This window comes from Pseudomonas fitomaticsae, assembly GCF_021018765.1.
Taxonomy (GTDB): Bacteria; Pseudomonadota; Gammaproteobacteria; order Pseudomonadales; family Pseudomonadaceae; genus Aquipseudomonas; species Aquipseudomonas fitomaticsae.
The window spans coordinates 6,282,165-6,294,679 of record NZ_CP075567.1 but is presented as its reverse complement, the minus strand read 5'-3'; the positions used below and the strand labels follow the sequence as shown (position 1 = coordinate 6,294,679).

Annotated in this window: 14 protein-coding genes; 6 read left to right on the top strand and 8 right to left on the bottom strand. The window is 62.2% G+C overall.

The annotated features are described in order from the left end of the window. Window positions 1-72: 72 nt before the first annotated feature. Entirely contained in the window at window positions 73-1,107 is a 1,035-nt protein-coding gene (locus KJY40_RS28590; RefSeq protein ID WP_007953348.1) for a type IV pilus twitching motility protein PilT, read from the top strand. 132 nt (window positions 1,108-1,239) lie between these two features. Here KJY40_RS28590 and KJY40_RS28585 read toward each other — a convergent pair whose 3' ends face one another. Next, window positions 1,240-1,857 (bottom strand): C40 family peptidase, encoded by a 618-nt coding sequence (locus KJY40_RS28585; RefSeq protein ID WP_007953345.1) that lies wholly within the window; start codon window positions 1,855-1,857, stop codon window positions 1,240-1,242. Window positions 1,858-2,106: 249 nt separating this feature from the next. Here KJY40_RS28585 and KJY40_RS28580 point away from each other — a divergent pair, with 249 nt between their 5' ends. Then, window positions 2,107-2,541: an NINE protein gene (locus KJY40_RS28580; protein ID WP_127800400.1), complete on the top strand. Its 435-nt coding sequence runs from the start codon at window positions 2,107-2,109 to the stop codon at window positions 2,539-2,541. Window positions 2,542-2,576: 35 nt separating this feature from the next. Here the strand turns inward: KJY40_RS28580 and KJY40_RS28575 are convergent, their stop codons facing one another. The 7 genes from KJY40_RS28575 to gshB form a co-directional block, all read right to left on the bottom strand. Further along, window positions 2,577-3,848 carry a dihydroorotase gene (locus tag KJY40_RS28575; protein ID WP_085611974.1) on the bottom strand — a complete coding sequence of 424 codons (1,272 nt, stop codon included), beginning with the start codon at window positions 3,846-3,848 and terminating at the stop codon, window positions 2,577-2,579. Beyond that, a complete protein-coding gene (locus KJY40_RS28570) occupies window positions 3,845-4,849 on the bottom strand; it encodes an aspartate carbamoyltransferase catalytic subunit (protein ID WP_007913665.1) in 1,005 nt (334 codons plus the stop codon). Before KJY40_RS28570 ends, KJY40_RS28575 begins: the two co-directional genes overlap by 4 nt. 27 nt (window positions 4,850-4,876) lie before the next feature. Beyond that, window positions 4,877-5,380, bottom strand: coding sequence for a bifunctional pyr operon transcriptional regulator/uracil phosphoribosyltransferase PyrR (gene pyrR / locus KJY40_RS28565; protein WP_007953335.1), 504 nt, complete (start codon window positions 5,378-5,380; stop codon window positions 4,877-4,879). An 81-nt stretch (window positions 5,381-5,461) separates the two neighbouring features. Next, on the bottom strand, window positions 5,462-5,899 hold the full coding sequence (ruvX, locus tag KJY40_RS28560) for a Holliday junction resolvase RuvX (RefSeq protein WP_007953334.1): 438 nt from the start codon (window positions 5,897-5,899) through the stop codon (window positions 5,462-5,464). Continuing rightward, window positions 5,899-6,471, bottom strand: a complete 573-nt coding sequence (locus tag KJY40_RS28555; protein ID WP_011336368.1) for a YqgE/AlgH family protein — start codon at window positions 6,469-6,471, stop codon at window positions 5,899-5,901. The genes ruvX and KJY40_RS28555 overlap by 1 nt, the downstream gene beginning before the upstream one ends. Before the next feature lie 106 nt (window positions 6,472-6,577). After that, window positions 6,578-7,477, bottom strand: a complete 900-nt coding sequence (locus KJY40_RS28550) for an energy transducer TonB (protein WP_230734010.1) — start codon at window positions 7,475-7,477, stop codon at window positions 6,578-6,580. A 107-nt stretch (window positions 7,478-7,584) separates the two neighbouring features. Then, window positions 7,585-8,535: a glutathione synthase gene (gene gshB / locus KJY40_RS28545; RefSeq protein ID WP_230734009.1), complete on the bottom strand. Its 951-nt coding sequence runs from the start codon at window positions 8,533-8,535 to the stop codon at window positions 7,585-7,587. Between the two features lie 491 nt (window positions 8,536-9,026). Between gshB and pilG the strand changes: the two genes are divergently transcribed. Genes pilG through KJY40_RS28525 form a run of 4 tightly spaced genes read left to right on the top strand, consistent with a single transcriptional unit; the run spans window position 9,027 to window position 12,481 of the window. Beyond that, a complete protein-coding gene (pilG, locus tag KJY40_RS28540) occupies window positions 9,027-9,431 on the top strand; it encodes a twitching motility response regulator PilG (RefSeq protein WP_007953330.1) in 405 nt (134 codons plus the stop codon). 60 nt (window positions 9,432-9,491) lie between these two features. Beyond that, on the top strand, window positions 9,492-9,857 hold the full coding sequence (pilH, locus tag KJY40_RS28535; RefSeq protein WP_230734008.1) for a twitching motility response regulator PilH: 366 nt from the start codon (window positions 9,492-9,494) through the stop codon (window positions 9,855-9,857). A gap of 10 nt (window positions 9,858-9,867) precedes the next feature. Further along, a complete protein-coding gene (locus KJY40_RS28530; protein ID WP_230734006.1) occupies window positions 9,868-10,407 on the top strand; it encodes a chemotaxis protein CheW in 540 nt (179 codons plus the stop codon). Between the two features lie 13 nt (window positions 10,408-10,420). Next, complete coding sequence (locus tag KJY40_RS28525; RefSeq protein ID WP_085608862.1) at window positions 10,421-12,481, top strand: methyl-accepting chemotaxis protein; 2,061 nt, start codon at window positions 10,421-10,423, stop codon at window positions 12,479-12,481. The last annotated feature ends 34 nt before the right edge of the window (window positions 12,482-12,515 follow it).

Sequence of the window (12,515 nt, the reverse complement as noted above, 5' to 3'; positions counted from 1 at the left end):
GCTACTTTTCAGGAAGGATTTGGCGCCAGCGGTCTGAAGGTTCGCGGCATTCTACTGGAATTGAGGGACGCTATGGATATCACTGAACTGCTGGCCTTCAGCGCCAAACAGGGCGCTTCCGACCTGCACCTGTCGGCTGGTCTGCCGCCGATGATCCGCGTGGATGGCGATGTGCGGCGGATCAATCTGCCGGCGCTGGATCACAAGCAAGTGCACGAACTGATCTACGACATCATGAACGACACCCAGCGGGTGGACTTCGAGAAACATCTGGAAACCGACTTTTCCTTCGAAGTCCCCGGCGTGGCGCGCTTCCGGGTCAATGCCTTCAACCAGAACCGTGGCGCTGGCGCGGTGTTCCGGACCATTCCGTCGAAAGTGCTGAGCATGGAAGACCTCGCCATGGGTGACGTCTTTCGCAAGATCACCGATGCGCCGCGCGGGCTGGTGCTGGTGACCGGGCCGACCGGTTCCGGCAAGTCCACGACCCTGGCGGCGATGATCGATTACCTCAACACCCATCGCCATCACCACATCCTGACCATCGAAGATCCGATCGAATTCGTCCACGAATCGCGCAAATGCCTGATCAATCAGCGCGAAGTCCATCGCGATACCCGCAGTTTCGCCACCGCATTGCGTTCGGCACTGCGTGAAGACCCGGACGTGATCCTGGTGGGTGAGATGCGGGATCTGGAAACCATTCGCCTGGCGCTGACCGCCGCCGAGACCGGGCATCTGGTGTTTGGCACCTTGCACACCACGTCGGCGGCCAAGACCATCGACCGGGTGGTGGACGTGTTCCCCGGGGACGAAAAGTCCATGGTGCGCTCGATGCTGTCGGAGTCGTTGCTGGCGGTGGTGTCGCAGACGCTGATCAAGAAGATCGGCGGCGGCCGGGTGGCGGCGCACGAGATCATGCTGGGCACGTCGGCGATCCGTAACCTGATCCGCGAGGACAAGGTGGCGCAGATGTATTCGGCGATACAGACCGGCGGGTCGCTGGGGATGCAGACTCTCGACATGTGCCTGAAGGATCTGGTGACCAAGGGCTTGATCAGCCGCGAACATGCGCGGGAGAAGGCGCGCACGCCAGATAATTTCTGAGGGGTATTTTCGGTGTTACCACCGGCCCCTTCGCGAGCAAGCCCGCTCCCACATTGGAATGCGGTTCGATGTGGGAGCGGGCTTGCTCGCGAAGGGGGCCGTACTGGTTAAGCAAATCCTGGATCAGTCAACTTAGCGCTGAACGACGCGCATCTGCCCCTGTTCCTTCGGCAATACGCGTTTGGCCACCACGTAATGCTTTTCCCAGTACGGCTTGTTCAGTGTGTCGATGCTCACCGACTTGCCGCGCCGTGGCGCATGGATGAAACGGTCGTTGCCCAGGTAGATGGCAACGTGATTGACCCGACGGCTCTTGATGTTGAAGAAAATCAGGTCGCCCGGCTTCAGGTCCTTGCGTTCGACTTTCTCGCCGTGACCGCTGGCCATGGCGTTCGAGGTGCGTGGCAGGTCGAACGTGGCGTCGTTAAACGCGTATTTCACCAGACCGCTGCAGTCGAAGCCTTTGCTCGGGCTGCTGCCGCCCCAACGGTATGGCGTACCGAGGACGTTTACCGCGCGACTCAGGACGTTGCTGCTTTCCTTGGTCGCCATCGGTGGCACCAGCTTGCTGCGGCCGTTGCTGCTCAGCGTGGTGTGTTTGACCTGTTTGCCTTTGTTCGAAGGAGCAGAGGCATGGGATTTGGGGGTGAAACCGTTAACGTTTGGAAGACGTTGCTCACGATTGGTGGCGTGGGCGGCCAGTGGCATTAATAGGCAAATGGTTAGCCATGTCTTGAAAAATGGACGCATTAGGCAGGGCTCTTGGTGTGTTAGCGCGCAACTTTATAACAGCTTTTTTGTCACTTCCGAGGCCGTTGGTCGATTCAATCGGGTGCCAACGGAACCAAATAAGCGGCAAAAAGACGCAATTGTCGGACAGAAGTCCGGTGCTATAAGGCTTTGACGGGAGACACGGTAGCATTTGCCATACGTCGGCTACCTGTAAAAAAGTCACAAAGAATTAAAGAATATTTATCTATCGCGTGTATCGAGGTCTTAATGAACGGCTATCAGCTGCCCCGTGTGAAGGAAAAAGACACCCATAGCAAGGTGATCGGCTACCTGTTGTGGATTTTCGGTTTCACAGGCTCTCACCGCTTCTATTACGGCAAACCGGTGACCGGCACGATCTGGTTTTTCACCTTCGGGTTGCTGGGGATCGGCTGGTTGATCGACGTGTTCCTGATCCCGGCGATGGATCGCGAAGCCGACCTGCGTTTCACGGCGGGGCCGATCGAGTACAACGTGGCGTGGATCCTGCTGACCTTCCTCGGCGCGCTCGGCGTGCACCGGATGTATCAGGGCAAGTGGATCAGCGGGGTGGTGTATCTGCTGACCGGCGGGCTGTTCTTTCTGGGGGTGCTGTATGACTTCTGGACGCTGAACGATCAGGTGTCCGTGCGTAATGCCGAAGGGCGGGGCGCCTTTCAGTAAGTGATGGCGAGGGAGCAGGCTCCCTCGCCATTTTTTTACGCCTGGTGGCTGATCCGGCCATCCACCAAGGTGTAACGCACCACACCCGGCAGGCTATGGCCGAGGAACGGGCAGTTCTCGCCCTTCGACAGCCAGGTTTCGCCGGCAACGGTCGAAGCCTTCGGATCGAACAGCACGATATCTGCCGCGCCACCCACCGCCAGTTTGCCCGCCGGCAGGCGCAGGGCCTCGGCCGGGCCGGCGCTCAGGCGGGCCAGCAGGGTCGGCAGATCCAGCAGGCCATCTTCCACCAGTGTCATCGCCAGCGGCAGCAACAGTTCGACGCTGCTGATACCTGGCTCGGTCGCGCCGAATGGCGCCAGTTTCGCATCGCGTTCATGGGGCTGGTGATGGCTGGAAATCGCCGAGACCACGCCGGACTTTACCGCTTCACGCAGGCCGTCGCGATCGGCGCGGGTGCGCAGCGGCGGTTGCACGTGATACAGGCTGCTGAAGTCGATCAGCGCTTCGTCCGTCAGGATCAGCTGATACAGGGCGACATCCGCCGTGACTTTCAAACCACGGGCCTGGGCCTGAGCGATCAGGGCCACACCGCGAGCGCTGGTCAGCTGGCTGAAGTGCGCACGTACGCCAGTCTGCTCGACCAGCAGCAGATCACGGGCCAGGGCCACGGTTTCAGCGGTTTCGGGAATCCCCGGCAGGCCGAGGAAACTGGCGGTGGCGCCTTCGTGGGCCAGGCCACCGTCGGCGAGGTCGTGATCCTGCGAGTTGAAAATCACCGTCAGGTCGAAGGTCGCCGCGTAATCCAGCGCCCGGCACAGGGTGCGGGTGTTGCGGAAACTTTCGAGGCCGTTGCCGAATGCTACGCAACCGGCGTCGCGCAGGGCGACCAGCTCGGCCAGTTGTTCGCCATCCAGACCTTTGCTCAGCGCGCCGATCGGGAACACCTTGGTGTTGCCGGCCTCGCGGGCGCGGTCGAGGATCAGCTCGGCCACGGCGGAGGTGTCGAGCACCGGTTTGGTTTTCGGCGGGCAGCACAGGCTGGTCACGCCGCCGGCCGCTGCGGCGCGGGTTTCGCTGGCGATGGTGCCTTTGCGGCTGTAGCCCGGCTCGCGCAGGGCGACGTTCAGGTCTACGAGGCCTGGAGCGGCAACAAGGCCTGTGGCGTCGATGGTTTCGACGGCGGTGAAACCGGCAGGGGCCGCGCCGAGGGCGACGATCTTGCAGGCTTCAACGTGAATATCGGTGATTTGATCCAGGCCGCTGCTTGGATCGATGACGCGGGCGCCGAGAATGCTGAGCTTCACTGGGCGTTCTCCTGCTCGAATTGACGTTGCGCCGTTTGCCCGCTCATGGCCATCGACAACACAGCCATACGGATCGCGATGCCGTAGGTGACTTGATTGAGGATCACCGAGTGCGGGCCGTCGGCCACCGCCGACTCGATCTCCACCCCACGGTTGATCGGCCCCGGGTGCATGACGATGCAATCGGGCTTGGCGCCGGCCAGGCGCGCGGTGGTCAGGCCGAACAGGCGGTAGAACTCGCCTTCGCTCGGCAGCAGGCCACCGGTCATGCGCTCACGCTGCAGGCGCAGCATGATCACCACGTCGACGTCTTTCAGGCCTTCGGTCATGTCGGTGTAGACCTTCACGCCGTACTGCTCGATGCCGATCGGCAGCAGGGTCTTCGGCGCGATCACACGGATGTCCGGGCAGCCGAGGGTTTTCAGGGCGAGCATGTTCGAGCGCGCCACCCGCGAGTGCAGGATGTCGCCGACGATGGCCACCGAGAGGTTCTCGAAACCGCCCTTGTGGCGGCGGATGGTCAGCATGTCGAGCATGCCCTGGGTCGGGTGCGCGTGCCGGCCGTCGCCACCGTTGATGATCGCCACCTGCGGGCAGACATGCTCGGCAATGAAGTGCGCAGCACCGGAGTCACCGTGGCGCACGACGAACATGTCGGCGGCCATGGCTTCCAGGTTGCGCAGGGTGTCGAGCAGGGTTTCGCCCTTGCTGGCCGACGAGGTCGACACGTTCAGGGTGATCACGTCCGCCGACAGCCGCTGGGCCGCCAGTTCGAAGGTGGTGCGGGTGCGGGTCGAGTTTTCGAAGAACACGTTGCACACGGTCTTGCCGCGCAGCAGCGGGACCTTCTTCACGGCCCGGGCACCGACTTCGAGGAACGAGTCGGCGGTGTCGAGGATTTCCGTCAGCAACTCGCGGCGCAGGCCGTCGAGCGAGAGGAAGTGGCGCAGCTGGCCCTGATCATTGAGCTGCAGCGGGCGCTTGGTATCTAGAGGCGTCATCGCGAGGGGGACTCTCAATAGGGCGGATTAAAGGGCAAGGTCTTGCAGTTCGAGGGCCAGCTCCGGCCCGGACAGCTTGACCCGCTCGTGGGCGGCCAGCGACAGGGTCGCGCCGACCACGTTCGGGCGGATCGGCAGTTCGCCGGCGTCCAGGTCCAGCAGACAGACCAGCGTCACGCTGGCCGGGCGGCCGTAGTCGAACAGTTCGTTCATGGCGGCGCGGATGGTCCGGCCGCTCATCAGTACGTCGTCGATCAGCACCAGATGCTGGCCTTCGATTTCGAAGGGCAGGGCGGACGGGCGCACCTGCGGGTGCAGGCCGTTCTGGCTGAAGTCGTCGCGGTAGAAGGAAACATCCAGCGTGCCCAATGGCGCGTCGCTGCCCAGCTCTGCGAGCAGGGCCTGGGCGACCCAGACGCCGCCGGTGCGGATGCCGATGTAACGCGGTTCGCTGATATCACGCTGGGCAAGGTGCGCCTTGAGGCGGGTCGCCATCTGGCTGATCAGATCGGCGGGATTGGGCAGGCTCATGGTTGCTCCTTCTTGGGGTCGAGCCGGTTCTCGCGAACCGTGGCTCGGGTTGTAACCAAAAGAAAAGCGCCGTAGCGCTTGTCAGGATTCAAATAGTGCGGTGTTTTCGTCGAGCCAGCCTTGCAGCAGCAGGGCGGCGGCGATGGCGTCCACCGGGTTGTCGCGGTAGCTGCCTTTCTGTCCGCCGCGCACCAGTCGCTCGCCCTTGGCTTCGAAGGTCGTCAGGCGTTCGTCGTGGGTATAGAAAGGCAGGTTGAAGCGGCCGTTGAGGCGTCGGGCGAATTTCTCGGCGCGGGCGCACATCTCGCTGGGCGTGCCGTCCATGTTCAGCGGCAGGCCGACCACCACGGCGTCGGGTTTCCATTCCTTTATCAGGGCTTCGACCTGATTCCAGTCCGGCACACCGTTTTGCGCCTTCAAGGTGCACAGTTCGCGGGCCTGGCCGGTAATCACCTGGCCGACCGCCACGCCGATCTGTTTGGTGCCGTAGTCGAAGCCGAGGATCAGGCGCAGGGCCATCAGGCGTGTCCTGCCTGGCTGGTCAGCAGGCTGAGGTTGATCCCCAGATGCCTGGCCGCCGCTTCGAGGCGCAGTTCACTGCTGGTGTTGAACAGGATGTCGGCGTCGTACGGGCAGGTCAGCCAGGCGTTGTCGGCCAGTTCGGCCTCCAGCTGACCGGCTTCCCAACCGGCATAACCGAGGGTGATGACGCTTTTGGCCGGGCCCACGCCATCGGCGATGGCGAACAGCACGTCCTGCGAGGTGGACAGGGCCAGATCGCCCTCCAGCTCGACGGTGGCCTGGAAGGTCTTGCCCGCCGGGTGCAGGACAAAACCGCGATCGGTCTGCACCGGGCCGCCGATGAAGATCGGCACATGCTGGCACAGCGCTGGCGGATCGATGTCCGGGCGCAATTGTTCGAGGATGTCGGCCAGATTCAGCTCTTGCGGTCGGTTGACCACCAGCCCCATGGCGCCATTGGCCGTGTGCTCGACGATGTAGGTCAAGGTGTGGGCAAAGTTCGGGTCGGCCATGTGTGGCATGGCGATCAGGAAGTGATGCTTGAGGTAGCTGGGGCTGACGTTTTTCATGTGCGCTAGTGTGGCGTTGAAGGGGCAAACTGACAAGCTGAGGATCAGAGAACAACGTAGATCAAATGTGGGAGCGGGCTTGCTCCCACAGGGGGGCTGCGGTGTGTCAGTTGCTCGAGAGCTTGTCGCCCCGGGCGAATTTCCAGGTGCGGATGATTTCCAGCCGGTCGATGTCCGACAGATCCCCGGTAAACGGTGCGAACGGTGCCGCCAGCCGCACGATGCGCTGCGCTGCCTGATCCAGCAGCGGCTGGCCGGAAGACTCCAGCACCAGCACTTCATACAGCGAGCCGTCGCGGTTGATCGACACCATCAGGCGCAGATTGCCGTAGATCTGCTTGCGCCGGGCTTCGTCGGGGTAATTGAGGTTGCCGATGCGCTCGACCTTCTTGCGCCACTCGTCCTTGTACCAGGCGCCCTTGTCGCGCATGGTCGACGCGGCGCTCAGGCGGTGGATACGCGGGCGCTTGGCGTACAGCTGTTGTTCGTTGGCCAGTTCCGCTTCGAGGCTGGCGATGTCGCTGGAGAGCTGCGAGCTGTCGAAAGTCGGGGCATCGACCGTCGGTTTGGTCTCGGTCTTCGCCTCTTCTTTTTTGGTCGGCGCCTTTTTCGGTTTTGGCGCGACGGTGGTCACGGCCGCCTTGGGCGCGGCTTCCTGCACTTCCGGCTTGGCGGCCGGCGGCGGAGTGACTTTCTTGACTTCATTTGCCTGGAAAGGCGCGACCTCGGTGGTCTTGGGGATCGCCTTCTTGTCGAGGGTGCCGCTGCCTTCCTGGTTTTCCTGGGCGAGGAAGTCAGCCTTCGCCGGCTTCTTTTCGCTCTTGAAGGTGGCGAGGGTGATTTCCAGGGTTTTGCTGATCTGTTTGGGCTCGACCATGGTGAAACCCACGCCGAGCAGCAGCGCCAGATGGATCAGTGCGGCGAGAAACAGGGTAAATCCGAGGCGATCGACCGGGCGCACGCCGTTATGGGCGAGTTCAGCGGGCAGATCGGACGGAAGTGTCATGACAAGAAAACCAACATCGCGTTTTTCACAGGCCGCGCATGATAACGCAATGTTGGTTTCACGCCTTGGGCTTCAAGCATCAAGCGACAGGCTGCATGTGATGCACATCAAGCTTGCAGCTTTTTCTCGATCGCATCCATCAGCAGGCCGCCGATGTCGGTGCCGAAGGCATTGTCGATTTCGCGGATGCAGGTCGGGCTGGTGACGTTGATTTCGGTCAGGTGTTCACCGATCACGTCCAGGCCGACGAACAGCAGGCCTTTTTCGCGCAAGGTCGGGCCGACCTGGGCGGCGATCCAGCGATCCTTGTCGGTCAACGGACGGGCTTCACCACGGCCCCCGGCCGCAAGGTTGCCACGGGTTTCGCCCTGGGCCGGAATCCGCGCCAGGCAGTAATCCACCGGCTCGCCGTCGATCATCAGAATGCGCTTGTCGCCGTCCTTGATCGCCGGCAGGTAGGCCTGGCCCATGATCTGCTGGGCGCCGAGGGCGGTCAGGGTTTCCAGGATCACCGACAGGTTCGGGTCGCCGGCACGGTGACGGAAAATCGAGGTGCCGCCCATGCCGTCCAGCGGCTTAAGGATCACGTCGCCATGTTTGGCGGCGAATTCGCGCAGCACGTCGGCGCGGCGGCTGACCACGGTTGGCGGCGTGCACTGCGGGAACAGCGTGGCGAACAGTTTTTCGTTGCAGTCGCGCAGGCTCTGCGGCTTGTTGACCACCAGCACCCCGGCGGATTCGGCCTGTTCGAGCAGGTAGGTGGAGTAGACGAACTCCATGTCGAACGGTGGATCCTTGCGCATCAGGATCACGTTCAGGTCGCTGAGCAGCGAATCCTGCTCGGTGCCCAGTTCGAACCATTTTTCCGGGTTGGCGAAGATTTTCAGCGGCTTCATCCGCGCCCGTGCCTGGCCTTCACCCTGATAAAGGTCTTTCTGTTCCATATAGAACAGTTCCCAGCCGCGCTTCTGCGCCGCCAGCAGCATGGCCAGCGAGCTATCCTTTTTATAGGAAATGCTGGCGATAGGGTCCATGACAATCCCGACGCGAACGCTCATTGGGTTTTCCTCGAAAATTGGCTACCGGATCGGTATGAAAAAAGTGCCGCCAGAGTGGCGCCGGGCGGGTTTTCGGTCAAGGAAAAACCCGTCGATAGATTGCGTCTGGAGACTGTGCTAAAAAGGCTCCCAATCGTGCCAGGGGGCGTTCTCAGTTGGTTTCCCCTCCGCGTTGTCGCCTAAAAGCGGCCCAGGCAAGGCGCGGGCCGCAGGGAATGGTTGTTCCCTTTCCAAGGCCTGCAACGCAGCCTGGGCCGTTTTTAGGCACAACCCGAAGGGCCGGGCCTGCTGTTGTGCAGGGCTGCGTTGCTCGAAGCTTATTTGGAATGACCAAACTACGCTTCTCGCGCCTTGCCCTGCACAACAGCAGACCCGGCGCGGAGGGGAAACCAGCTGAGAACGCCCCCTGCCCTTGAGCATCAAGGGTTTCCAGCCATCAGTCATCGCAAAACGGACAAATTGATTCGCAAAGGCGACGGTAGAGCCCCCTTATGGAACAGCAGTCCAGCGCCTTGAAGGTCATGGTGATCGACGACTCGAAAACGATTCGTCGCACCGCCGAGACCCTGTTGAAAAATGCAGGGTGCGAAGTCATCACCGCGATCGACGGTTTTGACGCTTTGGCGAAGATCGCCGACCACCATCCCGGGATCATCTTTGTCGACATCATGATGCCGCGTCTGGATGGTTATCAGACCTGCGCTTTAATCAAGAACAACAACGCGTTCAAGGGCACGCCGGTGATCATGCTGTCGTCCCGGGACGGGCTGTTCGACAAGGCCAAGGGGCGGATTGTCGGTTCCGATCAATTTTTGACCAAGCCTTTCAGCAAGGAAGAACTGCTCGACGCGATTTCGGCCCATGTTCCGGGCTTCGCTGCCGCTTTGCCGCAGTAAGACACGCACAGAGACGCTCGGCCAGCGGGCCCGGTGTCGACAAGAAAAATGGGGAAGACCATGGCACGTATCCTGATCGTCGATGATTCGCCGACCGAAATGTACAAACTCAGCGGCATGCTGGAGAAGCACGGGCACGAAGTGCTGAAAGCCGAAAACGGCGCCGACGGCGTGGCCCTGGCCCGCCAGGAAAAACCCGACGCGGTGCTGATGGACATCGTCATGCCCGGCCTCAACGGCTTCCAGGCCACCCGTCAGTTGACCAAGGATGCGGAAACCAGCCACATCCCGGTGATCATCATCACCACCAAGGATCAGGAGACCGACAAGGTCTGGGGCACCCGCCAGGGCGCCAAGGACTACCTGACCAAACCGGTCGACGAAGACACGCTGATCAAGACCCTGAACAACGTGCTGGCCGGTTGATCGCGCCGCCATGAGCGAATCGCTGACCGCGTTCGAACTGTTGTGGCAGATCGACCAGCGCTGTCGCCTGCTGGCGGCGGACCTGCCGTCGCAACCGGCGAGCCAGGCTCGCTGGAGCGGCATCGGCTTTCGTCTGGGCGAGCACTGGTATGTCACGCCGATGGGCGAAGTCAGCGAAGTGCTGCCCGAATTGCGCGTCACCCAGTTGCCGGGCGTCAAACCGTGGGTCAAGGGCGTGGCCAACCTGCGCGGACGCCTGTTGCCGGTCATGGACCTGTGCGGCTTTTTCGGCCATGAGCTGTCACCGATGCGCAAACAGCGGCGGGTATTGGTGGTAGAACATCAGGACGTGTTTGCCGGGTTGCTGGTCGATGAAGTCTTCGGCCTGCAGCACTTCGAGCAGGACAGCTTCGAATCCGTCTCGATCAGTAAACGGCAAGGCTCCAAAGGCGAGTTCATCAAGGGCTATTTCCGGCGCGAGCAGAACTGGCGGGTGTTCAGCCTGTTTGCGCTGGCGCAGTCACCGAGTTTCATGCACGTCGCGGTTTAACAGGCGAGGACCGATGATCAAAGCAAAAACAGGCAAGCCCGCAGAAGGCTCGCGCAGCCGCTCGCAGATCATCGTGCTGTTCATCGCACTGATCGTGTTCATCATGCTGCTGTTCGCCAACTTCGCTTACCTCAACACCCAGGCCAACTACGACAAGCAGTACATCGGCCACGCCGGCGAGCTGCGGGTGCTGTCGCAGCGGATCGCCAAGAACGCCACCGAAGCCGCCGCCGGCAAGGCCGCCGCGTTCAAACTGTTGAGCGATGCGCGCAACGACTTCGCCCAGCGCTGGGGTTATCTGAAGAAGGGCGATCCGGCCACCGGCCTGCCGCCGGCGCCGTCCACCGTGCGCCCGGAAATGCGCGCCGTGCAGCTGGACTGGGAACGCCTGCTGAAAAACACCGACGCGATTCTCTCCAGCGAACAGACCGTGCTGTCCCTGCATCAGGTGGCCGCGACCCTGGCCGAAACTGTGCCGCAATTGCAGATCGAATACGAAAAGGTTGTGGAAATTCTCCTGCAACGCGGCGCGCCGGCGGCGCAGGTGGCGATGGCCCAGCGTCAGTCGCTGCTGGCCGAACGGATTCTCGGCGCGGTCAACACCGTGCTGTCGGGCGATGAAAATTCGCAGCAGGCAGCCGATGCCTTCGGTCGCGATGCTGCGCGCTTCGGTCAGGTGCTCAACGGCATGTTGCAGGGTAACCCGGCGCTGAAAGTCAGCCAGGTCGAAGACCGCGACGCCCGTGCGCGTCTGAGCGAAATTTCCGAACTGTTCCAGTTCGTCTCAGGTTCCGTGGATGAAATCCTCGAAACCTCGCCTGAGCTGTTCAAGGTTCGTGAGTCGGCCACCAATATCTTCAGCCTGTCGCAGACCCTGCTTGATGAGGCCTCGCACCTGGCCAGCCGTTTCGAAAACCTCGCCGGCGGGCGCAACACGGACACCATCGGCGGTTATGTGCTGGGCCTGCTGGCGCTGGCCTCGATCATCCTGATCGGTATGGTCATGGTCCGGGAGACCAACCGTCAGTTGCGCGAGACCGCCGAGAAAAACGAACGCAACCAGAACGCGATCATGCGCCTGCTCGACGAGATCGAAGACCTTGCCGACGGCGACCTGACCGTGACCGCCTCGGTGACCGAAGACTTCACCGGGACCATCGCCGACTCGATCAACTATTCCGTCGACCAGCTGCGCGATCTGGTCGCCACCATCAACCTCACCGCCGGCCAGGTGGCCGCTGCGGTGCAGGAAACCCAGGCCACCGCCATGCACCTGGCCCAGGCCTCGGAGCATCAGGCCCAGCAGATTTCCGAAGCCTCGACCGCGATCAGCGACATGGCCCAGTCCATCGATCAGGTGTCGGCCAACGCCGCCGAATCTTCGGCAGTGGCCGAGCGTTCGGTGGAGATCGCCAACAAGGGCAACGAGGTGGTGCACAACACCATCCACGGCATGGACAACATTCGCGAGCAGATCCAGGACACCGCCAAGCGCATCAAGCGTCTGGGCGAGTCGTCCCAGGAAATCGGCGACATCGTCAGCCTGATCGATGACATTGCCGACCAGACCAACATCCTCGCCCTCAACGCGGCAATCCAGGCGTCGATGGCCGGTGACGCCGGGCGCGGTTTTGCCGTGGTTGCCGACGAAGTTCAACGGCTGGCGGAGCGTTCGTCCGCCGCGACCCGGCAGATCGAGACGCTGGTGCGGGCGATCCAGACCGACACCAACGAAGCCGTGATTTCCATGGAGCAGACCACCACCGAAGTGGTGCGCGGCGCGCGGCTGGCGCAGGATGCCGGTGTGGCCCTGGAGGAAATCGAAGGCGTTTCCAAGACTCTCGCGGCGCTGATCCAGAGCATCTCCAACGCGGCGCAGCAGCAGACGTCTTCGGCCGGGCAGATTTCCCTGACGATGAACGTGATCCAGCAGATCACCTCGCAGACCTCGTCCGGCTCCACGGCCACCGCCGAGAGCATCGGCAACCTGGCGAAAATGGCCAGCCAGTTGCGTCGCTCGGTGTCCGGGTTCACCTTGCCGGCGGCGCCTGCGCCCGTCGCGGACAAGGCGTGAGGCCTGCGGGCGAGTCCATGTCGAGCGGAGTGGT